Here is a 23569-nt window from a genome sequence, read left to right on the forward strand (position 1 = left end):
GGCCGGGTGAACTGTCGACACCCCTTGACGCGACGCCGGGGACACTCCACCATTCGGTCGCGGATCCCGCGGCTCGCAGCATCCGCTCGTCCGTCAACGGGTGCGAGCCGCCGGCCGCAGCCATGCGACAGCCAGGAGCACGGCCGTCGCGATGAGAGCGAGCACCGCGAAAGCGACGCCGTCCCACCCCGCCGAGGCGAACACGAGGCCCAGCGCCCAGCCGAACAGGCTGGAGCCGCCGTAGTAGCCGAGGTAGTACAGCGACGAGGCCTGCGCCCGCCCATCAGGCGTGCTGGCGACGGGCGCCCAGCCCGATGCGACCGCGTGCGCGGCGAAGAAGCCCGCCGTGAAGGTGAGGAGGCCCGCAAGGACCACGGGCACCGTCGGCACGAGCGTGAGAGCCGCGCCTGCCGCCATCACGGTGCTCGAGACCAACAGCACCGGGAGCCGGCCGAAGCGCGACGCCAGCGTGCCCGCGACCGGCGAGGCGACGGTGCCGGCGAGGTAGGCGAGGAACAGAAGGCTGACCGCCCAGTGCGGCAGGGAGTACGGCGGTTCGGCGAGCGCGAAGCCGAGGTAGTTGTAGAGCGCGACGAACCCGCCCATCAGCAGGAAGCCCTGCGCGTAGAGAGCGAGTTGGCGCCGCGATCGCAGGTTCGCGGCGAGCCGGTGCAGCAGCGACGGCCCCGCCTCCGGCCGATGCCGCATCGCCACGAACCCGCGGGCCTTCGGCACCAGCATCAGGAACGCGACAGCCGAGATCGCGCACACGACCGCGACGACGAGGACTCCGATCTCCCACCCGGCGAAGTCTCCGACCGGCCCCGCGACGATGCGGCCCGCGAGGCCCCCGATCGTCGTGCCGGCGATGTAGCTGCCCGCGGCGGCCGCCGTGTGCGCGGCATCCACCTCCTCGCTGAGGTACGCGAGGGCGATCGCCGGAACCGCGCCGAGACCCACGCCTTCGAGCAGCCGCAGCACGAGCAGCGTGCCGAGGTCGGGGCTGAACGGCGCGAGCAGACCGAACACGGTGGCGGCGATGATGCCGACCGTCATCGCCGGGATCCTCCCGACACGGTCGGCGACGGCCGACCACGGGATGACGGTGACGGCGAGCGCGAGCGTCGTCACCGACACGGTGAGTGCGGCGGTCGCCGGCGGCACGCTGAACTCGGCGGCGATCAGGGGCAGCACCGCCTGCGGCGAGTACAGCTGCGCGAACGTGGCGACGCCGGCGAAGAACAGCCCCGCGATGAGCCGGCGGTACGCCCGATCACCCGGCAGATGCCCTGTGAACACCGATCCCGACATCGGCGTCCACGTTACTCCGGCGCTTCGCGAGATCGGCCTCGTCGTGGGGTACGCGCGGCTAGAGTCGAAGGGCCGCGCGGGTCGCAGCATCCACCCCTTCCCATCCCTGACGGGCGCAACGGTGCGCGCGAAACCCGAGGAGAACCCGTGGCCACCGTCGCCGAATCCGCCGATCGCCATCGCGGCGAGCCGACCGTGCTGCAGGCGCTGCGGCGGCCGCGCCTGCTCACGCGCGAGGTCATCGCCGGGCTCGTCACGGCGCTCGCCCTCATTCCCGAGGCGATCGCGTTCTCGGTCGTTGCGGGCGTCGACCCGCGGGTCGGGCTGTTCTCGTCGTTCGTGCTTGCGGTCGTCATCGCGTTCACCGGCGGGCGCCCAGCGATGATCACCGCCGCTGCGGGCGCGGTCGCGCTCGTCATCGCGCCCGTCGCGCGCGAGTACGGCTCGGATTACCTCATCGTCACGATCGCGCTCGCGGGCGTCATCCAGGTGCTCTTCGCGGTGCTGGGCGTGGCGAAGCTCATGAGGTTCATCCCGCGCAGCGTCATGGTCGGCTTCGTGAACGCGCTGGCGATCCTGATCTTCCTGTCGCAGATGCCGCAGCTCGTCGACGTGCCGTGGGCGGTGTACGTGCTGGTGGCGGTGGGGCTCGGCATCCTGTTCGTCTGGCCGCGGATCACGCGCGCCGTCCCTGCGCCGCTGATCGCGATCGTGGTCCTCACGGTGGTCGTCGTGGTGTTCGGGCTCTCTGCGGTGCCGAACGTCGCCGACCAGGGCGAGCTGCCCCGGAGCCTCCCCGAGCTCCTCATTCCGAACGTGCCCCTCACGTGGGAGACGCTCCAGATCGTCGCGCCGTACGCCTTCGCCGCCGCGCTCGTGGGCCTCCTCGAGTCGCTGATGACCGCGAAGCTCGTCGACGACATCACCGACACCCGCTCGCGCAAGACCCGCGAGGCGTGGGGCCTCGGCGTCGCGAACGTCGCCTCGGCGTTCTTCGGCGGCACCGGCGGCTGCGCGATGATCGGCCAGACGATGATCAACGTCAAGACCTCGGGCGGCCGCACCCGCATCTCGACGTTCCTCGCCGGAGTGTGGGTTCTCGTGCTGGTGGTCGCCCTCGGCGACATCGTCGGGCTCATCCCGATGGCGGCACTCGTCGCCGTGATGATCGTCGTGTCTGTCATGACGTTCGACTGGCACAGCATCCGTCCGTCGACCCTGAAGCGCATGCCGCTCAGCGAGACCCTCGTGATGCTCGTCACCGTCGTGGCGACCGTGTGGACCCACAACCTGGCCGTCGGAGTGATCCTCGGCGTGCTCGCCGCGATGGTGCTGTTCGCACGCCGCGTCGCCCACTTCACGACCGTCACCCGCGAGGTCGACGGCGACACCGCCCGCTATCGCGTCGACGGCGAGCTCTTCTTCGCCTCGAGCAACGACCTCACGACGCAGTTCGAGTACGCCGCCGACCCGCCGCACGTCGTCATCGACCTCTCGCGCACCCATGTGTGGGACGCCTCGACCGTGGCCGCCCTCGATGCGATCGTCACGAAGTACGAGGCGCGCGGCACGACGGTCGAGCTGTACGGGATGACGGATGCCGCGGCCCGCTTCCACGGCCGACTCAGCGGCGAGCTCGGCTCGGCCTGAGTTCCGGGTTCAGATGCCGACGACCTCGATGGGGCACCCAGCGACGCCGGCCGAGGCGATGCGCCTGTCATCTGTGAGCGCCCATCTCATCGCCGCACAGTCGATCGCGTAACGCCGGTTCCTCCCCAGGAGCGGTGGAAGGCCGAAGTCTCCACCGAACAACGCCGCGGGCGGTGACGGCGCGCGACCGGGACCTAGCTTCGGCTTATGCGTTCATCCGCCTTGCGCCACCTCGTCCCGCTGCGCCTCACACTGGCCGGCACGCACCCCGAGATCTGGCGGGAGGTCGTCGTCGACCACGACCTCTCACTCGATGATCTGAGGCGAATCGTGCAGTCGGTCTTCCCGGTCTTCGACTGCCGGCATCACATCTTCACCGACTCCCTCGAAAGCCCCGGATGGTCGAGAACGCGCCGGCGATGGGGAGACCGGTGGACGATGATCGACTTCCGCGACCCCACGATCATCGACGAGACGACCGCGCGCGTCGGCACGGTGACGGGAAGCGAGCCGATCTACTTCACGCATACTTGCGACGCCGACTGGCTCGTCGAGATCGAACGGGGCGTCGATGACATCGCCCCTGCTTCCGTTCCCCGCTCGCGCATCGTCAACGGTGAACGTCACTCTCCGTTCGGATGCGCGCGCGGGCCATACGAGTTCGAGGTCCTCGTCGCCGTCCTCGATGATCGCGACCATCCCGACCATGAGCTGCTGCGGGCGTGTGTCGACGCCGCCCTAGGGCCGTGGGGGTCCTTCGATCCGATGGCACTCGACATCGACACCGCGCAGCAGACGTGTATCGACTCGCCGGATGATTCCGCGTCCCGCGCGTCCGGCGTCCTGCAGTCGCTGGTGGATCGGCTTCCTCGTCTGGCAGCGCCCGGGCTTCATCGCCATCTCGCCGCGGCAGGGATCGATCTCCCCATTGTCGTCACCACCGATGATGCTGCCGCAGTCACGCACGACTTCCGATGGCTCCTCCACCGCGCGGCTCGCGAAGGCGTGCCCCTCCGAGACGGAAGGGTGGATGACGTCTTCGTGGCGGGGGCCTGCGAGGCGCTGCATCGCGACGAGCGGCACGTGCTCGCACTCGTGGTGGCCGCCCGCCGCATGCGCTTGCTCTACTCGCGCAACGGCCGGCTGGTTCCCAAGAAGGCGGTCGTCGCGGCGGCGGCGTCCCCGACGACCCTGTGGACGACGCTCGCGGAAGCCGTCGCGGCTCTGCCGGTCGTGCCGTCCGTGATCCGCGACCTGCTCCTGCTGGCGATCGCCGATGGAAGCCTTGCGCACGACGGAGGGGTGGCGACCGCAGCGGCTGCCACTCTCACCGAGAGTGGACGTCGGCGCCGGGTATCGCCGTCTGACTGGAGGTACGACGACGTCGTCGACCGACGCTCGTACATGTACGCCGATCAGGACTGCCGGCAGGGCTGCGACTGCCCGACGGTCGAAGGCCGCACCTGGCACGATGTCGTCGCGAGAGCGATCCGGACTGCCGCGGCCGACGCAGGAGGTGACGCCGGCGTCGCCGTCGCAGCCACCATGGATATCGACGAACTCTCGAATGCGGGTGTGAGGCCGGAGTGGGTCTCGCGCGCCACGACCTACGACGCCCCTTACCCGGATCCATGGCCGGATGCTTCGCCGATATTGCCGGGCCATCACGAGTCGGACCAAGTGGGCGCCTTCATCCGCGAGGCGGCGGACCTCATCGAGGTCCTGTCCTTGTTCGGGCTCGAGGGCGGATCCGCTGGATGGGTCGTGCCCGCGACGCTGCAGGAGTTCGCACGTGCTGCCCTGCAGTCGGCGAGCGCGCGGCGCTACACGGGCGCGTTCTGATCGGTCACCAGAAATCGCCGACGGTCGGCGGCATGCAGCGGCATGCGGAAGAACTCGAAGCTCGCTCCCAGGTTCGCGGGACCAAAACCCGCGACGCATCCGTTCTTCCTCTATGACGCCGCAGCCAGCCGCGTCGAACTGGAGGAATCGTGAGCAACGAGTACCGCAAGACCCCGGAGGCGCTGAGCCGCCTCACCGACACCCAGTACCGCGTCACGCAGGAGGAGGGCACGGAGCCCGCCTTCCGCAACGCGTACTGGAACAACCACGAGCCCGGCATCTACGTCGACGTCGTCTCCGGCCAGCCGCTCTTCTCGTCGACCGACAAATACGACAGCGGAACCGGATGGCCGAGCTTCACCAAGCCGATCGAACCCGACGCCGTGTCCACCAAGAAGGACTGGAAGCTGCTGCTGCCGCGCACCGAGGTGCGCTCGTCGGGCGCCGACAGCCATCTGGGTCACGTCTTCCCCGACGGCCCCCGGCAGGCCGGAGGCCTGAGATACTGCATGAATTCGGCCGCACTGCGCTTCGTGCCCGTCTCGTCGCTCGAGGACGAGGGCTACGGCGCCTACCGACACCTCTTCACCACCGAGAACCAGGAGCACGCATCATGACCAGCGGTCCCTTCGACACCGGCGAGATCACCCGCACCCCCGGCACCGAGACGGCGGTCCTCGCCGGCGGCTGTTTCTGGGGCATGGAGGACCTGATCCGCCGCCAGCCGGGCGTGCTCGACACCCGGGTCGGCTACACCGGCGGCGAGAACGCGCACGCGACGTACCGCAAGCACCCTGGTCACGCGGAGGCGGTGGAGATCGTCTTCGACCCCACCGAGACCACGTACCGCGACATCCTGGCGTTCTTCTTCCAGATCCACGACCCGTCGACCCTGAACCGTCAGGGCAACGACATCGGGTCGAGCTACCGCTCCGCGATCTTCCCGCTCTCCCCGGAGCAGGCCGAGGTCGCCCGCGACACGATCGCCGACGTCGACGCGTCGGGTCTCTGGCCGGCCAAGGCCGTCACCACGATCGAGGCCGAGGGCCCGTTCTGGGAGGCCGAGCCCGAGCACCAGGACTACCTGATCCGCATCCCCAACGGCTACACCTGCCACTTCCCGCGGGCCGGCTGGGTGCTCCCCAAGCGCGCCGACGCGACGGCGTAGGAACAGATGAGGAACGGATGCCGCGACCCGGCCGGGTCGCGGCATCCGTCGTCCTTATCGCGTGGGGTATCAGAAGCACCGCACCCCACCTCTTCGCATATGTCCGGCGTGACGCATCCCCAGTGCAGACGCGGGACGGGCAGGAGGAACGGTCGTGACCGGATCGATGGCAACCGCCCCACGGGTTGCCTTCACCGACAGGTTCGCCGCGGCGACATGGGTCGCCCATCGGCGAGCGCACCAGAAAGCCGTCGCCCCGCACGCGATCGGCCTCCTTCACACGGAGGACGCAGCGCTGCATGCCGCCGCGCAGGCCGTCGCGATCGAGGCGCCTCGGCAATTCGGCCGCCTCGACGAGATCTACCTGCGCGGCCGCCTCGTGCTGCGCGACCACCCGCTCGACGCCGGCACGCTCGACGAGCTCGCCTACGAGGCCGTCCGGATCGCTGCCGCCGGCTTCTCAGACCCGAAGCGCAGATCGGCCGAGATCGCGGCGTTCGATGCCCGCCTGCGCTACGCCGAAGACTTCCTGCGGCGCCGCGAAGGCGAGATCGCCCGACGCATGTACGCACGCGATCTGCTGCGCGGCGTCATGATGACGTTCGTCGCACTGATCGGCATCGGCGTGGGAACCGCGGGAGTCCGGCTGTGGTTCGGCGGACCACTCCCGGCGGATCAGAGCGAAGCACTCCGCGACGTGCTCATCGCGGTCGGCGCCGGTGCCGCCGGTGCCTGTGTGAGCGTGCTGCTGCGCCTGCATCGCGTGCGCGAGCTCACGATCGAGGTCGCCGACAGCGGGGCCGCCCAGTACCGCATCTACCTCGGCTGGTTCTTCGCCGCGGCTGTCGTCTTCTTCCTCAAGAGCGGCCTGCTGTCTGCGGTGTTCACCGTGCCGGCGGAGAACGTCGAGAGCTGGTTCTTCTGGGGATCAGTCGGATTCCTGGCAGGCTTCAACGAGCGGTGGGCGACCAGCCTCATCTCCCGCGGCCCCGGCGATGCCGCCGGCGAGGGCGGACCCTACGCCGCCGCATCGGCGATGCCACGCAAGAAGTGAAGGTCTATGCCGCGGTCTCGACGGGCTGACGCAGCACCGTGCGGAGCTTGTCGGGGGCGGTGCGGCGGGGGTCGGCGAGGTAGATCTCGTGGTGCCGGCCACGCATGCGCAGACCGGCCTCGGGAATGAAGCGCTCGTGCATCTCTGCGAGCACCGGCGCCTCGTCGTCGTACGACCCGATGTGCAGGGTCTGCACGCACCGTCCCTCCGAAAGCTCGGCCAGGCGCAACCGGTCGAGCGCGGGTGACCCGCCTTTCGCCGCCGCCGCGTCCCGCGCGCGCTCGAAGTGGCTGCCGTCGAGCCATTCGGGGACGAGACTCATCATCGTCCAGCTCCACCGCGACTTGTCGCGCTCCGTCGTGAAGGTCGCCATGTCGTCAGACCACCAGAGGCCCTCTAGTGGCATCACGACGTAGTCGCGCCCGAGCTCGCCCTTGCTCAGGAACTTGAGCTTGTAAGCGACGCCGAACACCGCCGCCACCGCGTCGCCGTACTCCTCGGCCGTGTTCGGGTCGCCACGGCCGTCGACCATGAGGTACTGCAAGGGCGGAACGTCGACGATCTCGAACGACCCCCGCGGTGCGGTGTACGACGCGATCGACTTCTTGAGGTCGAGCTTGGTCACGACGCGCCTTCCGCCGTCTCCGACTGGCCGCTGCTCGCCGATTCCGACTTGCGCGAGCCCGCCTCCAGCACGTCGCCGGCGGGCAGCTCCTGGTGACCGCCGAACTGCAGCCGCATCGCCGAGAGCACCTGGTTGGCGTAGTGGTCCTCGTCGCGCGAGGCGAACCGTTCGAACAGGGATGCCGCGAGCACCGGGGCCGGAACACCCGTGTCGACGGCTGCCTTCACCGTCCAACGTCCTTCACCCGAATCCGACACGCGGCCCGCGAGCCCGTCGAGAGTCGGGTTGCCCTGAAGCGCCGCGGCCGTCAGGTCGAGCAGCCACGACGAGATCACCGAGCCGCGGCGCCACAACTCTGCGACCTTCGGGGTGTCGATCGTGAACTGGTAGAACTCGGGCTCCTCGAGCGGCGCGACCTCTGCTGAGTGCTCGGCGGCCTTCACACCGGCATCCGCGTGCTCGAGGATGTTGAGACCCTCGGCGAGCGCTGCCATCACGCCGTACTCGATGCCGTTGTGCACCATCTTCACGAAATGGCCGGCACCGGACGGCCCGCAGTGCAGATACCCGAGCTCCTCAGGAGCGAAGTCCCCGCCGCGGCCCGTCGTGCGCTCGACCTCGCCGCTCCCGGGAGCGATCGTGCGCAGGATCGGCTCGAGCCTCGCGAACGCCTCGTCGGGGCCGCCGACCATGAGGCAGTATCCCCGCTCGAGGCCGAACACGCCGCCGCTCGTTCCGACGTCGACGTAGTGGATGCCGCCGTTTCGCAGCGCTGCCGCGCGCCGCACATCGTCACGGTAATTCGAGTTGCCGCCGTCGATGATGATGTCGCCCGGCTCGAGGAGAGCGGCGACCTCGTCGACGACCTTGCCGGTGAGCCCCGCGGGGATCATGAGCCAGACGGCACGGGGAGCCTCGAGCCGGGATACGAGGTCGGCAAGACTGCCGGACCCGACGGCGCCTTCGCCCGCGAGCGTGGACACGGCATCGGGGCTGACGTCGTAGACGACGCAATCGTGCCCGTCCCGCATGAGGCGTCGGACGATGTTGCCGCCCATCCGGCCCAGGCCCACCATTCCCAGCTGCATCGCCACTCCTCTGCTCGCCTGCGAAGGGCGCCGTGCGCGGCGCCGTGGTCGAAAGTCTAGGGAGCCGTCAGATCCGCGTTGATGATCGTGCTGAACGCGAGGACGATGATGAGCGCGTTGAGGAAGAAGCTCGTCGTGGTGTGCCAGACAACGGTCCATCGCATCCGTGTCGTCATCACCTGAACGTCCGACACCGAGAACGTGGTCGCGTTCGTGAACGAGAAGTACACGAAATCGGCCAGTCGCGGGTGCTCCGTGCCCGGGAACTTGAGCGGCGGAACGTCCGAGGCCCGATAGCGGCGGTCGTAGATGCGCGAGAAGCCCCAGTGGTAGAGCGCCCACGACAGAAGCATCGCGACAACACCGATCGGCTCGACCCAGCCCTGCCAGCCAGGTTCGTTGCGGAGCACGAGGAGCTCCGTGGCGGCGACGATCCCGACGATGCTCGCGAGGAAGGTCGCTGTCACGGTGATCGCGGCGACCAGCGGATTGGCGTCGAACCGCCCCATCCACCGAGGGGCATCGGTCCGAGATCGCCGGACGCTCACCCCGACGGCGATCACCGACGCGAGCCAGTACAGTCCGCCGAGCGCGCACCACGCGGCGAGGGCGTCGACAGTATCCTCGTCCTTCTCGGACAGGAAGACGACGAGGCCGAGCCAGATCAGGGCAAGCTGCACCAGCAGATCCGCGACCCGCACGATCACCGCCCAGACCACACGCACCCCCGGGGACGAGTTCCTGCGTGCCACCGTACCGGCTGGGGTGCCCGTCGAGCCGGATGCACGGCGCGCCTCTATGCTCCGATCATGCGGATCGTGGTCTCCGGCACCCATGCCAGCGGGAAGAGCACCCTCATCGGCGACTTCTCGGCGGCGCACCCCGAGTACGAGGTCCTGCGCGACCCCTATGAGCTCATCGACGAGGCGGGCGACGAGCCCGACTCCGGGCTCTTCCTGGCGCAGCTCGGGATCTCTGGCCGCCGGCTGCTCGAGTTCGAGCACGGCGCGCGAGTCATCGCCGAGCGCGGTCCCCTCGACTTCCTCGCGTACCTCTCCGCACTCGACGAGCTGGGCCGCCCGTCCCGCCCCCGAGGCCGCAGCGCCCGTGCCGTCGAGCTCACCATCGCCGCGATGTCGCACGTCGACCTGCTGGTGGTGCTGCCGCTCACCCGAGGCATCCGTGTGCCCGAAGACGAGGACCCGGAGCTGCGCGAGGCCATGGACGACGCGCTGCTCGAGCTCTCGGACGATCCCGACCTGCGCGGTCGAGCCCGGATGATCGAGGTCACGGGCGACCCTGCGGACCGGCTGACTCAGCTCGAGGCCGCGATCGCAGACCTCGACCTGCCCTGAAACGCGAGGGCGCAGCATCCGTCACCCGAATTCCCGGGGGTGGACGAGACCTCAGTCGTGCGGCCCGCGCCGGCCGGAGAAGCCGGCGAACAGCGCGTAGAGCAGCGGCACGAGCGAGCCGATCATCAGCGCGGTGCCGATCGTGAGGTCTTCCGCTCGCAGCACGGCCCCGCTGATGAGGAGTCCGGCGAACAGCACGGCGGCCACGACGCGCCGGATCAGCCGCTCGAGGCGGCGCAGCCAGCGGTCGAGCTTCGGCACATCGGCGACGAGGCGCCCGTCCTCGATGCGCGTCACCATGTCGTCGAGGCGGCGCGGCAACCGGGCCATGACGCCGGCGGTGGACACCGCCTCCTGCGCGATCGCCTTCGCCGCGTTGCCCCGCTCGTCGCGCAGCAGGCGGGCGGCGTAGGGCTCGACAGCGTCCCACACGTTGAACGCGGGGTCGAGCGAACTGCACATGCCGCTGGTGAGCGAGACCGCGCGGATGATCAGCAGGAAGTTCTCGGGCAGCTGGAACGGCAGCGACCGCATCACGTCGCCGAACTCCTTGGCGAACTGGCGGAACTCGCGCGGATCGACCTCCTGAAGCTCCGCGAACCCCATGCCGCCGAAGCGGGCGAACAGCGCCGTCATGGCGCGCTCGAGCTCGACCGTGTCGGCCGACGGGAGGAGCACGCCGACGGCCCGGATGCTGTCGATCATCTGCGCGCTGTTGCGGGAGGCGACCGCGATCATGAGCTGCTGCAGATTGTGCCGCAGCTTGTCGGGGACCTCACCCATCATCCCGAAATCGATGAAGGTCAGGGTCCACGGGTGCCGGGTGTCGCCGGCAGCCCGCGTCACCGGCGTCACGAAGATGTTCCCGGGGTGGGGATCGGCGTGGAAGAAGCCGCGCAGGAAGAGCTGGTCGAACATCACGTTCGCGAACTCGACCGCCACCTCCGCCGGGTCGATCCCCGCCGCTCGCAGCCCGTCGACGTCGTTGATCTTGATCGCGGTGACGTCGGCGAGCGTCAGCACCCTGCGCGTCGTGCGCTCCCACGCGATCTCGGGAACCGTCACGCCCGGGTCGCCCGCGAAGTCCGTCGCGAAGCGCTCCGCGTTCTGCGCCTCGTGCAGGTAGTCGATCTCCTGACGGCTGGTGTGCGCGAACTCCTCGACCAGCGCGGGCAGGTCGACATGATCGCGCACGATCCGCACGCGGGTGAGCCAGCCGGCCACGCGGCGCAGCGCCGCCAGGTCGACGTCGACGATCTCCTCGATCCCAGGCCGCTGCACCTTGACGACGACGTCGGCGAACCCGGTCTCAGCGGCGTCGGCCGGCGTCAGTCGCGCGCGATGCGCTTGGCCGAGGGATGCTGCGGCCACGGGTGTCTCGTCGACCCATTCGAACGCGCGGCCGAGGGGGACGCCGAGCTCGGCCTCGGCGAGCGTGCGGATAGCGGGAAAGGCGACGGGCGGGACCTCGTCCTGGAGGCCCTCCAGTTCCTTGGTGATCTCGGGCGGCAGCACGTCGAGCCGCGACGAGAGGAACTGACCCACCTTGATCATGAGCCCGCCGTACTGGACGGCGAGCACGTGGAACCGCCGGGCGATCGTCTGAAGGCGCTTGGTGCGGCCGCGCGCGGCGAGCGCGCCGAAGCCGAACCGCGGCAGCACGAGCTCATACCACCACGCCTGCACGATGTACCGGCCGGCGAAGCGCAGGATCCGGCGGTAGCGGGCGCGCGGGTTCCCGACGTCGGCCATCGAAGCTCCTCGGACGGTGCTGTTCAGCGGTTAGGGGTGCCTGCGATCCCGGTCGCCCGGGATTGGATGCCCCGCCGAACCCGCGGACTCGAGCCGACGCCGTGTGCCGGCACGCCGGCCGTCAGTCCTGAGCCAGGATCGAGTAGAGCTTACGCCGCGCGTCGTCGAGCACTTCGACGGCCTTGGCCACCTGCTCGGGCGTGCCGCTGCGACCGACTGTCGCGGCCGCCTGCGCGAGCTTCGCGCCGGCCTTCGGAAGCGCTGTGGCGCGGCCCGAGTCGCGCGACCCGGCCGACTCCCACGGCGCCGACTGCCCCTCGGCCGCCGCCGCCGCGGCACGACCCGCCTCGGTGAGCGAGTAGGTCTTCTTGCCGTTCGCCTCCTCGGCGGCGACGAGGCCCTCGTCGGCGAGCATCTGCAGCGTCGGGTACACCGAGCCGGGGCTCGGCTTCCACGCGCCGTCGCTGCGCTCCTCGATCTCCTGGATGATCTGGTAGCCGTGCATGGGCTTCTCGGCGAGGATCGCCAGCACCGCTGCGCGCACGTCTCCCTTCGTCGCCCGCGGCGAGAAGCTCTTCTCGAACGTCTCTTTCAACTGGTCCATCGCGTCCCAGAAGCTGCCCGGAAGCCCCGAGCCCTGCCCTCCTGGACGCGGACCGAATCCCTGGAACGAACCGCTCATGACGACCTCCTGAACGAGCGTGTGCCGATACCCCGACGATACTTACCGATATATCGGTGAGCAAGAGGCCGGGCTGGGTCTTCGCTGTGCGGTTCGCAGGACGGATGCTGCGGCATCCCGTCGCTCACCACCCGAGCGAACCGGGCTCTCCCTTGAACGGACCGACGACATCCGGAGTGATCCACCCGCCGTAGAAGCGACCAGGCTGCGGCACGACCTCGACGCCGTCGAGCGTGCACGCGTCCATCTCGCGGGCGTACACCGCGACCCGCCCCGCGAGCTGCTCGAAGCCCGCGGACGGATGAGGGTACGTCCACGCCGCGCGCGGACGCATCTCTCCGCCTCCGCGCACGTCGAAGTAGGCGGCACCGCCCTTGAACTCGCAGTGCGTCGAGCCCTCGCCGGGTGTGAGCGTCCCCTCGACGAATGCCTGGATCGGCAGGTAGTAGACCGGCGGATGGCTCGTCTCGAGGACGCGGACGACGTCATCGGTGTCGACGATGACCTCGCCGCCCAGGCGGATTCGCGCCCTGCGCACGACCCGCTCGAGACGTGGTGGGCGGGGGTAGTCCCACACCGACTCCTGTCCGGGACCGACCGGCATCGGCTCAGGTCGCATGGCGGTCCTCCTCACGGCGCCGGTCAGCGGCCGTACTCCTCGAGCCACCGCAGCCACACCTCGCTGATCGTCGGGTACGACGGCACCGCGTGCCACAGACGCTCGATGGGCACCTCGCCGACGATCGCGATCGTGGCGGCGTGCAGCATCTCGCCCACGTCCTGACCGACGAACGTCGCGCCGACGAGCACCCGGCGATCCTCGTCGACGATCGCCCGGGCTCGGCCCTGGTAGTCGTCGGCCACCTCGCTCGCGCCCGCGATCCAGTACAGGTCGTAATCGATGACACGGATGCTGAGGCCCGCCTCGCGGGCCGACTTCTCGGTGTGCCCGACCGCCGCGACCTCGGGATCGGTGAAGACCACCTGCGGCACCGCCGAGTGATCCGCCGTGGCGACGTGCCTGCCCCAGGGGGCGTCGTCGACCTCGGCGGACTTCGCCCGTGCGGCGATGACGTCGCCCGCGGCGCGGCCCTGGTACTTGCCCTGATGGGTGAGCAGCGCACGGTGGTTCACGTCGCCGACGGCGTACAGCCAGTCCACACCGCGAACGCGGAGCGTGTCGTCGACGTCGAGCCACGAGCCGGGCTCGAGCCCGATCGCCTCGAGACCGAGATCCTCGGTCCGCGGCACCCGGCCCGTCGCGACCAGCACTTCGGCGGCCCGCGCTTCGGAGCCGTCCGACAGCGTCAGCACGACCTCGCCGTCGTCGTCGCGCGATACCCGCTCGACATCGACGCCGGTGCGGACGGTGGCTCCGGCGTCGGTCAGTGCCTTCTCGACGGCCTCGCCGGCGAAGGCCTCGACGCCTCGCAGCAGACCGGAGCGGGCGACGAGGGTGACGCGGGAACCGAACGACGTGTACAGCGTCGCCATCTCGGTGCCGACGGTGCCGCCGCCGAGCACCACCAGCGACGATGGCACGTCCCGCACACCGGTCGCCTCGCGGCTCGTCCACGGCTCAACCTCGTGCAGCCCCGGGATGTCGGGCAGGAGCGCCGCGGAACCGGTGGACACCACGACCGCGTGGCGGGCGACGAGATCGGTCTTGCTGCCGTCGGCACCGGTGACGGTGACTGCGCGCTCGTCGGTCAGACGCCCATGGCCACGCACGAGGTCGATGCCCGCGCCGTGAAGCCACTCGACCTGCGACGTGTCGTCCCAGTTGTGCACGAGCTCGTCGCGGCGCACCAGGGTTCGGGCCACGTCGACCGTCCCGGTCACCGCCTCGGCCGCTCCCTTCACGCGGCGCGCGGCCTGCACTGCGGCGCCCGCGCGCAGCATGGCCTTCGAGGGGATGCACGCCCAGTACGAGCACTCGCCCCCGACGAGCTCGCTCTCGACCACGACGACCGACAGGCCGCCCTGGGTCGCCCGGTCGGCGACGTTCTCGCCGACAGGTCCGCCGCCGATGACGATGAGGTCGTACTCCCGCGCAGTCATGCGCCCCACCGTAGCGGCGTGCGGTGACACCGGTGTAGCGGTTGCCCGCGACGCTCGCAGACGGAAGGATGGCGCAGGTTACGGCATCTGTCCAGCCTCGGCCGCCATGTCTGCGGCCTGTGGTTATCTGAGAGCCCCGGCCGAAAGGGCAGTATGGCGATCGAATTCCGTGGGGTCTCGAAGCGTTATCCCGACGGCACGGCCGCCGTCGAGGACTTCAACGTGCTCATCCCGGCGCGCAAGACGACGGTGCTCGTCGGCTCGTCGGGAAGCGGGAAGACGACGCTGCTGCGCATGATCAACCGGCTGGTCGATCCGACGGGCGGGGTCATCACGATCGACGACGAGCCGATCTCGGCACGCGACCCTGTGACGCTGCGCCGGGGCATCGGCTACGTGCTGCAGAACGCCGGCCTGCTCCCCCACTTCTCCGTGGTCGACAACATCGCCACGGTCCCGGTGCTGAACGGCGTCGCGAAGGCGAAGGCGCGGGAGCGGGCGCTCGAACTCATGGACGTCGTGGGCCTCGAACGCGGACTCGCCAAGCGCTACCCGAGTCAGCTGTCCGGCGGCCAGCAGCAGCGTGTCGGGGTCGCGCGCGCCCTCGCGGTCGACCCCAACATCCTGCTGATGGACGAGCCGTTCGGCGCGGTCGACCCCATCGTGCGCCGCGAACTGCAGACCGAGACGCTGCGGCTGCAGAAAGAGCTCGACAAGACGATCGTCTTCGTCACGCACGACATCGACGAGGCGTTCCTGCTCGGCGACCAGGTGGTGATCCTCGAGAAGGGCGCACGCATCGCGCAGATCGGCAGTCCGAGCGAGATCATCGAGAACCCGGCAAGCGACTTCGTGGCGGACTTCATCGGGGTCGAGCGCGGCTCGCGCGCGCTGCGCGCCAAGCGCACCGCGCACGGCACCGTGCTCGTCGATGCCGCGGGCCGCACGCAGGGGGTACTCGTGGAAGGGGACGAGCCGTGAACTGGGTCGCCGACAACCTCGACCTCATCTGGGCGCTCACGCTCGATCATCTGCGCCAGAGCGCCCTCGCGATCGTCGCGGGCTTCGTGCTGTCGGTGCCGCTCGGCTGGCTGGCCTTCCGGTACACCCCGCTGCGCGGCACCGTGCTCACCGTGATCGGGCTGCTGTACACGATCCCGTCGTTCGCGCTCTTCGCCGTGCTCACGACGCTGTTCGGCATCCCCTACCTGTCCGAACTGAACCTCGTCGTCGCGCTCACGATCTACGCCGTCGCGATCATGACCCGATCCGTCACCGACGGGCTGGCATCCGTCGATCCCGTCACGCGCTCCGCCGCCATCGCGGTCGGCTTCGGCACCTGGCGACGGTTCTGGACGGTGGACTTCCCGCTCGCTGGACCGGTGACCCTGGCAGGGTTGCGGGTGACCGCGATGTCGACGATCTCGCTCGCCACGGTCGGCACGCTGATCGGCGTGCAGAACCTCGGCTATCTCTTCACGAACGGCTCTCAGCGACGCATCATCGCGGAAGTGCTCGCGGGCGTCGTCGCCGTCGTGATCATCGCCGTGATCGTCGATGCGCTGCTGACGCTGGCGGGCCGCGCCCTCATGCCGTGGACCCGGCGCGTGAGCGCGCCGCGGGCCTCTCGACTTCGGGCGGTGACGGCATGAACCTCCTGGCCGAGGCCTTCGCGTGGATCTTCTCCCCCGCGCGGCTGACAGGCACGCTGCCGCTGCCGACCGCGATCGCGCAGCACCTCGCCTTCACCTTCGGCTCCGTGGCGATCGCCGCGGTGATCGCGATCCCGATCGGCTGGCTGATCGGCCACACCGGGCGTGGTCGAGAGGTCGCGGTGTTCCTGTCGGGCGCGGCGCGCGCGCTGCCCGCTCTCGGCCTCGTGGTGCTCCTCGTCATGCTCTTCGGCGTGAACCTCAAGACCGAGGCGGCGGTGACGGTCTTCGTCGTCCTCGCCATCCCGTCGATCCTGGCCGGCGCGTACGCCGGCGTCGAGGCGATCGACCGGGCCGTGATCGACGCGGGCCGTGCGATGGGAATGACCGAATGGCAGATCCTGTTCCGGATCGAGATGCCCCTCGGCCTGTCGCTCCTCATCGGCGGACTCCGCTCCGCCACGCTGCAGGTGGTCGCGACCGTGACCATCGCGGCGTACGTCGGTCTGGGCGGTCTCGGCTTCTACATCATCCAAGGACTCGGCACCCGCGATTTCGTCCAGATCCTCGGGGCCTCCATCGTCATCGTCGCGCTGGCCCTCGTGCTCGACGCACTCTTCGCCCTGCTCGCCCGCTTCGCCGTGCCCCGCACGGCCGCTCGTCGCCCTCGCTCCCGTGGCGGCATCCCCGCGCTCGTCCGCGCCCCACAGTTCTCCCGCTGATCCCCACCACCACATCGGAGGTATGACAATGTCCACAGCACGAACCCGGCTCGCCGTAGCCCTCGCCGGCACCGCCGTCGCGGCGCTGGCCCTCGCGGGCTGCGCCTCGAGCGACCCGCTCACCGGCGACAGCACCGACACCGGCGACACCGCCGACTCGTCGACCATCGTCATCGGGTCGCAGGCCTACTACTCGAACGAGATCATCGCCGAGATCTACGCGCAGGCGCTCGAGGGCGCCGGCTTCACCGTCGAGCGCAATTTCAACATCGGACAACGCGACGCGTACATCCCGTCACTCGAGGACGGCTCGGTCGACCTGTTCCCCGAGTACACCGGCAACCTGCTGCAGTACTTCGAGCCCGACACGACCGCGACCACACCCGAGGACGTCTATGCGGCCCTCGGGGACGCCCTGCCCGACGGGCTGACGGTCCTCGACCAGTCGCCCGCCACCGATCAGGACTCCTACAACGTCACGGCCACCTTCGCCGAGGAGAACGGGCTCACCTCGATCGCCGACCTCGCAGGCATCGACGGCCTCGTCCTCGGCGGCCCGCCCGAGCTCGAGGAGCGACCCTACGGGCCGACGGGCCTCGAAGAGGTCTACGGCGTATCGGTCACGTTCAATCCGACCGCCGACACGACGGTCGACGAACTGGTGGCCGGCAACATCCAGGTCGCGAACGTCTACAGCGCCGATCCGCGCATCGAGACCGACGACCTGGTGACGCTCGAAGACCCCGAGGGCCTCTTCCTGGCGTCGAACGTCGTCCCCCTCGTGAACGCCGACCTCGCGGACGAGATCGCCGACGTGATCAACGCGGTCAGCGCCGCGCTGACCCCGGAGGGCCTCGTCGCGCTGAACGTCGAATCGACCGTGGACCAGCGCTCGTCGGAGGACATCGCCAAGGACTGGCTCGCGGCCAACGACCTGAGCTGATCCGACATCCGGCACGCCTCACAGCGCCTCCTCCATCACCCGCTCGGGCGGCGGAGGAGGCGCTGCCACGTTGACGCGCCCGCTAGGTTGGGCACCGAGGAGACCGAGAACAGGAGCCTCATGTCCGATCCCCTGACTCCCGGCGCGCAGAGCGAGCCGGCCGCCACGGAAGCATCCGATCCGGCGGTGCATGACGACGCTCCCGCCGCACGGCGCTACAGCGCGCCCGATCTCGACGCACCGCAGTACGCCGTCCCCGCCTACGCGGCTCCCGAGACCGGCGAGCCGGCATCCCCGGCGGGCACCCCCGTCCGTTACGCCGCCCCGCAGGGCTACGCGCTGCCCGGCGGCGACCCCGGAGCAGGCGACACCGGCTCCGCGTTCCCGCCGTATGCGCGCCCCACCGCCGCGCCGGCGCCGGGCTCCGCCGTCCCGCCAGGCCATGGTGGCACGCCCGGGTACCCCGGCGGATTCGGCTGGTCGGCGAATCAGGCCGGTGCTTCCTTCCCACCGTCCGGTGGACGCGACGGGCGACCCAAGGCGCTCGCCATCATCGCGCTGATCCTCGCAGCCGCCGGCGTCCTCCTGGCGTTCGTCCCCTACATGGCGGGCTCGTTCAGCTCCGGCTGGCTCTCTTTCCTGCTCCTGTTCGCGGCCTTCGTGCTCTCGATCGTGGCGCTGGCCAGCCGCAACCAGGGCGGGAAGGGCATCGGCGTCGGCGCTCTGATCACGTCGCTCCTCGGCGGGATCCTGACCGTCGTGCTCACCATCGCGTGGGTCTTCGGATCGTTCGCCTCCTCGTTCGACGGCGACGCCGAGCCGGGCGACCAGGACGGCTACTCCTACGACGACTACTCCGTGCCCGGGATCGCTGCCCCGGGAACGGACGGGCAGCCCGATCCCGGGGTCGAGTTCGCTCCGCCGTTGCAGCCGACGACGACGGAGACCGCGTTCGGGCACGATTACGACGACGTGTGGTGGTACGTCGTGGTCGTCGACAACCCCAATGCGGACTACGTCTTCGACGCCTACATGGAGGTTCGCGCCGTGACCGAAGACGGGTCGACGGTAGCCCCGTCGACCGCGTTCGCGACCCTCCTCGCCGGCCAGACCGCGGTCGTCGGCTACTTCTTCGGCGTGGGCGATACCCAGATCACGAGCATCGACGTCGATCTTCCGCGGGCCACAGACGCGACGCTGTCCCCTGCCGACGAGACGGGGTCGTTCACCGTGGACGGCGTCACCGCATCGTCGAGCGCGGGCGGTGCGACGACGGCGACGGGGACGCTGAGCGGCCGGTTCGCGGAGGACCAGCAGTATGTGAGCATCACGGCGCTCGCCCGCTCCGCCGACGGCGCGATCGTCGCGGCCGCCACCAGCTTGGTGGAGAGCGTTCCCGGCGACGGCACGCCCGTGCCGTTCGAGGTGTGGTTCAGCGCGCTCCCGGCGGACGCGACGCTGCAGGCGTTCGCGCACCGTTGACACCGGTATGGATGCTGCGGCCGCCGCCGCTTTCGATTCAGCGCCGCCGCATGCGTCGCACGACGATGACGATGACGCGCCACCCCACCAGCGCGACCAGCAGTGTCAGCGACGCGACGATGATGAACGCAATCGCGGTGCCCTGACCCGCTGCCCAGCGCAGCAGCATCCCACCACCGACCGTGATCGCCCAGACACCCAGGCCGGTGCGCACCGGTGCCGCAGGCGCGCGCCACGCTCGCATCACGAGCCAGCCGATGCCCAGCCCGGCCAGGAACGGCCAGGCGGTCTGCCACAGGCCGGTCCAGACGTCGGAGTCGTGGCTCGCGCGACCGATCGCGGCGAACGCGATCACCAGCACGACATCGGCCGCGAGCGCGAGCAGCACCGCCGCGCGACCGGCGGTACGAGCGTCGGAGTCCGGCGCGAAGGCGGGGCCGGAAATGCTCACGCAGGCACTCCCGCGCGCGGTGCCAGGCCCGGGGTCAGCGCCTCCCGCTCGTCGAACACGAAGCAGTCGCCCTTCCAGTGGTCGCCGCCGACCTGCTCGAAGTAGCCGAGGATGCCGCCGTCCAGCTGGTACGCGTCGACGCCGACCTCGCGCAGGTAGATCGCGGCCTTCTCGCAGCGGATGCCGCCGGTGCAATAGCTCACCACCGTCTTGCCCTCGAGATCGGGCGCTGCGGCGGCCGCAGCATCCGGGAACTGCGTGAATCGGTCGAGGCGCCAGTCGAGGGCCCCGTCGAACGCGCCATAGTCGACCTCGAACGCGTTGCGGGTGTCGAGCAGCACGACCTCGCGTCCGTCGTCGTCGTGGCCGCGGTCGAGCCAGCGACGCAGCGTCGCGGGCGCGACCGCGGGTGCACGGTTGCCCTCGGGACGGATTGTGGGGTGATCCATGCGGATGATCTCGCGCTTCACCTTGACGAGCATCTTGCCGAACGGCTGCCCCGCCGACCAGCTCTCCTTGGTCGTCAGCGCGGCGAAGCGCTCATCGCGCCGCAGCTCGTCGACGAACCCTCGCACCGCGCCGGCGTCGCCTGCGAGGAAGAGGTTGATCCCCTCCTCAGCGAGCAGGATCGTGCCCTTCAGCCGCGCGGCGACCGCGCGCTCGCGGAGCACCGGTCGAAGCTCGCCGGTGTCGTCGATGCGCGTGAACAGGTACGCCGAGATGTTGAGAACGGATGCCACACCTCCAGCCTACGGAGCCGGCCTGAGTCCCTTCGCCCGCCGTGTCAAGGGTCTCGCCGCGTCATCGGGTACTGCCGCAGGCTGGGTTCACGTGCAGGGGCGCGCAACGCACCCCTCGAACCTCCGCAGGAGACGTCATGACCGACCCCACCGTCCCCGAGCCGCTGCCGGATCAGACCCCGCCGGGTGAGATGCCGCCCGGCTCGCCCCGGCCGGGCAGCCCTGACCCCGGTCCCGGCCCCAGCATCCCGCAGCCGCCGGACGAGCCGACCGCGCCGTGGCCAGAAGAGCCGCTGGCACCGCACCCCGAGGAGCCGTCGTTCCCACAGCCGCCGGAGACCCCGGTCCCGTAGGCGGGGGGCATCTGGTCAGGCGCGCACGGCGTCGGAGCGGTCCTGCAGCAGCTGTTCGGCCACGGCCCACATGCGCGCGCCGTCCGCGGGATCGGCGAGCCGCCGGTACGAGCGCACGGGGCCGGCTGCCCCGCCGAAGTGCAAGGCGCCCGTGGGGCCGAAGAAGGCCGGGGGCGCAGCATCCGTGACAGCCGCACGAAGTGCCGTCTGCGCGGCCTGCGCCGGAGTGCTGCCGAGGCGTTCGGCGAGCCCGCGCCCGAGACCGCCGCGATCGCGGGAGCGCATGGCCGGCGCGATCCCGGTGTCGGGCACCACGCCGGGGTGGCTGAGGTGCACCGTGACGCCCCACTCGCCCGCCGCCGATCGCCGCGCGAGTTCGTAGCCGAACAGGCCCAGCGCGACCTTCGACGCTCCGTACGCACGCAGCGGCGCGTAGTGCCGCTCGCTCTGCAGGTCGTCCCAGGCGAGGCGCGAGACGCCGGCGGCCAGGCTCAGCTGCACGACGACGCGCGCGCCCCGCTCCCGCAGCAGCGGCAGCAACGCCGTCGTGAGCGCGAAGTGCCCCAGGAAGTTCGTCTGGAAATGCAGCTCGAAGCCGTCGGCGCTCACGTGCCGCTCGCGGTCGCCGAGCAGGACGATGCCGGCGTTCAGCACGACGAGGTCGAGCGGCGTCCGCTCCGCGATGATCGCCGCGGCGAGCGCCTGCACCGAGTCCAGGCGTGCGAGGTCGAGGTCGACCAGGTCGGCGCGGGCGTCCGGCACTGTCTCCCGAATGCGCTCGATCGCCCGCGCGCCCTTGGCGCGATTGCGCACCGGCAGCACCAGGTCGGCACCCGCATCGGCGAGGCCCCGGGCGATCTCGACGCCGACACCGTCGCTCGCGCCCGTGATCAGAGCGGTGCGGCGCCGAAGATCGGGCAGCCTGACCTGCGAAGTCCGACTGCGCGACATGGCGTCCTCCATCCGGCTCCGTCTCGGAAGAGCAGGAACGGATGCCGCTGATACCGGCCCGCGCCCGCCGCCGGCCTGCCTCAGCCTGGCGCAGCGATGCGTGCGTGCACCAGGGGTTCCTCAACCGAGCGACGGAATCGGGGGGAGAGCCGGAACCCCCGCCTCGACGATCCGGCCCGCCTCGAACAGCACCTCTTCGCCGAACGCCCGCCCGATGAGCTGGACGCCGGTGGGCATGCCGTCGGCGCCGAGACCGGTGGGCAGCGCGAGCGCCGGCAGCCCGAGGAAGTTGACGACGACCGTCAGCCACAGGTCGCGCCACGCACGGTCGGCGGCCTCCTGCCCGCCGAGGTCGTAGTCCACCTCCCGCATGCGCGAGGTGGACACCGGGCCGAGGATCACGGGCACGTCCACCAGCAGCCGCCGCCACTCCGCCGCGATGGCGGCCCGGCGCGCCCACGCCTGGGCGTATTCGCGCGCCGACTCGTACGGGCGCGCCGCCGCGGTGCTGTCGCGCAGGAACGCCGTGGCCGAGCGCCCGAGCGGCTGACCCAGGGCCGCCGGGTCGAGGGAGATGAGCATGTCGGTGCACGACAGCCGCCGCCACAGCACTGCGGCTTCCTCGAGCAGCGGAGCTTCGACGTCGACGACCTCCCACCCGGCACGGATGAGGGATGCCGCGGCCCCGTCGATTCCGCGGGCCACCTCCGCATCCACCGCCGGGCCCGCAACGTCGCGCACGACGCCGACGCGCCGCGGCACCTCGTCGGGGTGTGCCCCGGGCGCGGCGACGGACACCGGGTCGTCAGCATCCCATCCCTGCATCACCCGGAGGGCGAGCGCGACATCGTCGACCCGTCGTGCCATGGGGCCGTTCACCGAGAACTGCTGCAGCGTGAGCGCGACGGGCTGCCCCTGCACCGCCGCACGCGGCACGCGGCCGAGCGACGGGCGGAGGCCGACGACGCCCGCGGCATACGCGGGGACGCGGAGCGAGCCGCCGAAGTCGTTGCCGAGACCGATGGCACTCATCCCGGTCGCCACCGCGACCGCGTCGCCGCCGCTGGATCCGCCGGCGCTGCGCTCGCGGTTCCACGGGTTCAGGGTGCGGCCGAACACGTCGTTGTCGGTGTCCCACCGCATGCCGAAGTCGGGCATGTTGCCGCGTGCGACGGGCACGGCCCCGGCATCGCGCAGGCGGCGGACGATCGCGGCGTCTCGGACGGGCACGGCGTCGGCGAGGCCCCGCCAGCCGTTCGTCGTCGCCGACCAGGTGAGGTCGATGTTCTCCTTCACCGAGATCGGCACGCCCGCGAGGGGTCCGGGGTCGCGGCCGGCGGCAAGCGCGGCATCCACCTGCGCGGCGGCCGTGCGTGCACGGTCGGCGAACACGACAGTGAGCGCGTTGACACCGGGATCCACACGCCTGATTCGGGCGAGATGCTCCTCGACCACCGCGTGTGCGCTCACCTGCCCCTCCCGTACGGCAGCGGCGATCTCGACGGCGGAATCGGGGGGAAGCAGCGGCTGGCTCATGTCCGTCCCATCCCACCACGAGCGTCCGCGGACTTCGGCGATCGGCGCGACCGCGTAGCACTCAGGGAACGCACAGGCAATACCCCTTGCACTGAGCGCGGGCGGGCGTACCTTTCATCTCAGACCCCGCGACCGCGCGCCCCGAAGCTCC

General features: G+C 70.5%; 24 protein-coding genes. 12 read left to right on the forward strand and 12 right to left on the reverse strand.

What is annotated here, in order from left to right; all coding sequences use genetic code 11:
- Positions 1 to 93: 93 nt before the first annotated feature.
- Complete coding sequence (locus ACVN90_RS14605) at positions 94 to 1311, reverse strand: MFS transporter (protein WP_475098936.1); 1218 nt, start codon at positions 1309 to 1311, stop codon at positions 94 to 96.
- Between the two features lie 147 nt (positions 1312 to 1458).
- On the opposite strand from ACVN90_RS14605, the gene ACVN90_RS14610 reads away from it, so the two are divergent.
- From ACVN90_RS14610 to ACVN90_RS14630, 5 genes are all read left to right on the forward strand, one after another.
- Positions 1459 to 2961: a SulP family inorganic anion transporter gene (locus tag ACVN90_RS14610; protein ID WP_475098937.1), complete on the forward strand. Its 1503-nt coding sequence runs from the start codon at positions 1459 to 1461 to the stop codon at positions 2959 to 2961.
- A gap of 207 nt (positions 2962 to 3168) precedes the next feature.
- Positions 3169 to 4803, forward strand: coding sequence for an IS1096 element passenger TnpR family protein (locus ACVN90_RS14615; RefSeq protein ID WP_475098938.1), 1635 nt, complete (start codon positions 3169 to 3171; stop codon positions 4801 to 4803).
- A 149-nt stretch (positions 4804 to 4952) separates the two neighbouring features.
- Positions 4953 to 5420 (forward strand): peptide-methionine (R)-S-oxide reductase MsrB, encoded by a 468-nt coding sequence (msrB, locus tag ACVN90_RS14620; RefSeq protein ID WP_475098939.1) that lies wholly within the window; start codon positions 4953 to 4955, stop codon positions 5418 to 5420.
- Positions 5417 to 5971: a peptide-methionine (S)-S-oxide reductase MsrA gene (gene msrA, locus ACVN90_RS14625; protein ID WP_475098940.1), complete on the forward strand. Its 555-nt coding sequence runs from the start codon at positions 5417 to 5419 to the stop codon at positions 5969 to 5971. Before msrB ends, msrA begins: the two co-directional genes overlap by 4 nt.
- A 154-nt stretch (positions 5972 to 6125) precedes the next feature.
- Positions 6126 to 7025 (forward strand): hypothetical protein, encoded by a 900-nt coding sequence (locus tag ACVN90_RS14630; RefSeq protein WP_475098941.1) that lies wholly within the window; start codon positions 6126 to 6128, stop codon positions 7023 to 7025.
- 4 nt (positions 7026 to 7029) lie between these two features.
- Here ACVN90_RS14630 and ACVN90_RS14635 read toward each other — a convergent pair whose 3' ends face one another.
- The 3 genes from ACVN90_RS14635 to ACVN90_RS14645 are packed head-to-tail and all read right to left on the reverse strand — an operon-like array spanning position 7030 to position 9490.
- Positions 7030 to 7650 carry a GyrI-like domain-containing protein gene (locus ACVN90_RS14635; RefSeq protein WP_475098942.1) on the reverse strand — a complete coding sequence of 207 codons (621 nt, stop codon included), beginning with the start codon at positions 7648 to 7650 and terminating at the stop codon, positions 7030 to 7032.
- Positions 7647 to 8738 carry a phosphogluconate dehydrogenase (NAD(+)-dependent, decarboxylating) gene (gnd, locus tag ACVN90_RS14640; RefSeq protein WP_475098943.1) on the reverse strand — a complete coding sequence of 364 codons (1092 nt, stop codon included), beginning with the start codon at positions 8736 to 8738 and terminating at the stop codon, positions 7647 to 7649. The genes ACVN90_RS14635 and gnd overlap by 4 nt, the downstream gene beginning before the upstream one ends.
- Before the next feature lie 56 nt (positions 8739 to 8794).
- Positions 8795 to 9490 carry a DUF1345 domain-containing protein gene (locus ACVN90_RS14645; protein ID WP_475098944.1) on the reverse strand — a complete coding sequence of 232 codons (696 nt, stop codon included), beginning with the start codon at positions 9488 to 9490 and terminating at the stop codon, positions 8795 to 8797.
- A 57-nt stretch (positions 9491 to 9547) separates the two neighbouring features.
- Between ACVN90_RS14645 and ACVN90_RS14650 the strand changes: the two genes are divergently transcribed.
- Positions 9548 to 10093, forward strand: coding sequence for an AAA family ATPase (locus ACVN90_RS14650; RefSeq protein ID WP_475098945.1), 546 nt, complete (start codon positions 9548 to 9550; stop codon positions 10091 to 10093).
- Positions 10094 to 10144: 51 nt separating this feature from the next.
- Here the strand turns inward: ACVN90_RS14650 and ACVN90_RS14655 are convergent, their stop codons facing one another.
- From ACVN90_RS14655 to ACVN90_RS14670, 4 genes are all read right to left on the reverse strand, one after another.
- Positions 10145 to 11845 carry an ABC1 kinase family protein gene (locus ACVN90_RS14655; RefSeq protein ID WP_475098946.1) on the reverse strand — a complete coding sequence of 567 codons (1701 nt, stop codon included), beginning with the start codon at positions 11843 to 11845 and terminating at the stop codon, positions 10145 to 10147.
- Between the two features lie 121 nt (positions 11846 to 11966).
- Positions 11967 to 12527: a PadR family transcriptional regulator gene (locus ACVN90_RS14660; protein ID WP_475098947.1), complete on the reverse strand. Its 561-nt coding sequence runs from the start codon at positions 12525 to 12527 to the stop codon at positions 11967 to 11969.
- Between the two features lie 124 nt (positions 12528 to 12651).
- Positions 12652 to 13146 (reverse strand): DUF427 domain-containing protein, encoded by a 495-nt coding sequence (locus ACVN90_RS14665; protein ID WP_475098948.1) that lies wholly within the window; start codon positions 13144 to 13146, stop codon positions 12652 to 12654.
- 23 nt (positions 13147 to 13169) lie between these two features.
- On the reverse strand, positions 13170 to 14588 hold the full coding sequence (locus ACVN90_RS14670; RefSeq protein ID WP_475098949.1) for a dihydrolipoyl dehydrogenase family protein: 1419 nt from the start codon (positions 14586 to 14588) through the stop codon (positions 13170 to 13172).
- Positions 14589 to 14741: 153 nt separating this feature from the next.
- Between ACVN90_RS14670 and ACVN90_RS14675 the strand changes: the two genes are divergently transcribed.
- The 5 genes from ACVN90_RS14675 to ACVN90_RS14695 all read left to right on the forward strand — a co-directional run bounded on the left by ACVN90_RS14675 (position 14742) and on the right by ACVN90_RS14695 (position 19387).
- Entirely contained in the window at positions 14742 to 15569 is an 828-nt protein-coding gene (locus ACVN90_RS14675) for an ABC transporter ATP-binding protein (protein WP_475098950.1), read from the forward strand.
- Positions 15566 to 16240: an ABC transporter permease gene (locus ACVN90_RS14680; RefSeq protein WP_475098951.1), complete on the forward strand. Its 675-nt coding sequence runs from the start codon at positions 15566 to 15568 to the stop codon at positions 16238 to 16240. Before ACVN90_RS14675 ends, ACVN90_RS14680 begins: the two co-directional genes overlap by 4 nt.
- Positions 16237 to 16962, forward strand: coding sequence for an ABC transporter permease (locus ACVN90_RS14685; protein WP_475098952.1), 726 nt, complete (start codon positions 16237 to 16239; stop codon positions 16960 to 16962). The genes ACVN90_RS14680 and ACVN90_RS14685 overlap by 4 nt, the downstream gene beginning before the upstream one ends.
- A 28-nt stretch (positions 16963 to 16990) precedes the next feature.
- Complete coding sequence (locus tag ACVN90_RS14690; protein WP_475098953.1) at positions 16991 to 17905, forward strand: ABC transporter substrate-binding protein; 915 nt, start codon at positions 16991 to 16993, stop codon at positions 17903 to 17905.
- A gap of 120 nt (positions 17906 to 18025) precedes the next feature.
- Positions 18026 to 19387 carry a hypothetical protein gene (locus ACVN90_RS14695; RefSeq protein ID WP_475098954.1) on the forward strand — a complete coding sequence of 454 codons (1362 nt, stop codon included), beginning with the start codon at positions 18026 to 18028 and terminating at the stop codon, positions 19385 to 19387.
- Positions 19388 to 19424: 37 nt separating this feature from the next.
- Here the strand turns inward: ACVN90_RS14695 and ACVN90_RS14700 are convergent, their stop codons facing one another.
- Together ACVN90_RS14700 and ACVN90_RS14705 are read right to left on the reverse strand one after the other, a co-directional pair.
- Positions 19425 to 19838: a DUF3054 domain-containing protein gene (locus tag ACVN90_RS14700; protein ID WP_475098955.1), complete on the reverse strand. Its 414-nt coding sequence runs from the start codon at positions 19836 to 19838 to the stop codon at positions 19425 to 19427.
- The gene (locus ACVN90_RS14705; protein WP_475098956.1) at positions 19835 to 20578 is read right to left on the reverse strand and encodes a sulfurtransferase; all 744 of its coding nucleotides are present in this window, start codon (positions 20576 to 20578) and stop codon (positions 19835 to 19837) included. Before ACVN90_RS14705 ends, ACVN90_RS14700 begins: the two co-directional genes overlap by 4 nt.
- Positions 20579 to 20715: 137 nt before the next feature.
- Between ACVN90_RS14705 and ACVN90_RS14710 the strand changes: the two genes are divergently transcribed.
- Positions 20716 to 20931 (forward strand): hypothetical protein, encoded by a 216-nt coding sequence (locus tag ACVN90_RS14710; RefSeq protein WP_475098957.1) that lies wholly within the window; start codon positions 20716 to 20718, stop codon positions 20929 to 20931.
- A 15-nt stretch (positions 20932 to 20946) separates the two neighbouring features.
- Here ACVN90_RS14710 and ACVN90_RS14715 read toward each other — a convergent pair whose 3' ends face one another.
- Together ACVN90_RS14715 and ACVN90_RS14720 are read right to left on the reverse strand one after the other, a co-directional pair.
- Entirely contained in the window at positions 20947 to 21882 is a 936-nt protein-coding gene (locus ACVN90_RS14715; protein ID WP_475098958.1) for an SDR family oxidoreductase, read from the reverse strand.
- 120 nt (positions 21883 to 22002) lie between these two features.
- Positions 22003 to 23418 (reverse strand): amidase, encoded by a 1416-nt coding sequence (locus tag ACVN90_RS14720; protein ID WP_475098959.1) that lies wholly within the window; start codon positions 23416 to 23418, stop codon positions 22003 to 22005.
- Positions 23419 to 23569 lie beyond the last annotated feature (151 nt).

The organism is Microbacterium sp. F01 (assembly GCF_056156365.1).

Coding starts and splice junctions, on each gene's coding strand:
- ACVN90_RS14690 (WP_475098953.1), top strand. CDS start 16,991: ATGTCCACAGCACGAACCCGGCTCGCCGTAGCCCTCGCCGGCACCGCC.
- ACVN90_RS14605 (WP_475098936.1), bottom strand. CDS start 1,311: ATGTCGGGATCGGTGTTCACAGGGCATCTGCCGGGTGATCGGGCGTAC.
- ACVN90_RS14720 (WP_475098959.1), bottom strand. CDS start 23,418: ATGAGCCAGCCGCTGCTTCCCCCCGATTCCGCCGTCGAGATCGCCGCT.
- gnd (WP_475098943.1), bottom strand. CDS start 8,738: ATGCAGCTGGGAATGGTGGGCCTGGGCCGGATGGGCGGCAACATCGTC.
- ACVN90_RS14660 (WP_475098947.1), bottom strand. CDS start 12,527: ATGAGCGGTTCGTTCCAGGGATTCGGTCCGCGTCCAGGAGGGCAGGGC.
- ACVN90_RS14710 (WP_475098957.1), top strand. CDS start 20,716: ATGACCGACCCCACCGTCCCCGAGCCGCTGCCGGATCAGACCCCGCCG.
- ACVN90_RS14685 (WP_475098952.1), top strand. CDS start 16,237: ATGAACCTCCTGGCCGAGGCCTTCGCGTGGATCTTCTCCCCCGCGCGG.
- ACVN90_RS14650 (WP_475098945.1), top strand. CDS start 9,548: ATGCGGATCGTGGTCTCCGGCACCCATGCCAGCGGGAAGAGCACCCTC.
- ACVN90_RS14675 (WP_475098950.1), top strand. CDS start 14,742: ATGGCGATCGAATTCCGTGGGGTCTCGAAGCGTTATCCCGACGGCACG.
- ACVN90_RS14670 (WP_475098949.1), bottom strand. CDS start 14,588: ATGACTGCGCGGGAGTACGACCTCATCGTCATCGGCGGCGGACCTGTC.
- ACVN90_RS14695 (WP_475098954.1), top strand. CDS start 18,026: ATGTCCGATCCCCTGACTCCCGGCGCGCAGAGCGAGCCGGCCGCCACG.
- ACVN90_RS14715 (WP_475098958.1), bottom strand. CDS start 21,882: ATGTCGCGCAGTCGGACTTCGCAGGTCAGGCTGCCCGATCTTCGGCGC.
- ACVN90_RS14615 (WP_475098938.1), top strand. CDS start 3,169: ATGCGTTCATCCGCCTTGCGCCACCTCGTCCCGCTGCGCCTCACACTG.
- ACVN90_RS14665 (WP_475098948.1), bottom strand. CDS start 13,146: ATGCGACCTGAGCCGATGCCGGTCGGTCCCGGACAGGAGTCGGTGTGG.
- ACVN90_RS14655 (WP_475098946.1), bottom strand. CDS start 11,845: ATGGCCGACGTCGGGAACCCGCGCGCCCGCTACCGCCGGATCCTGCGC.
- msrA (WP_475098940.1), top strand. CDS start 5,417: ATGACCAGCGGTCCCTTCGACACCGGCGAGATCACCCGCACCCCCGGC.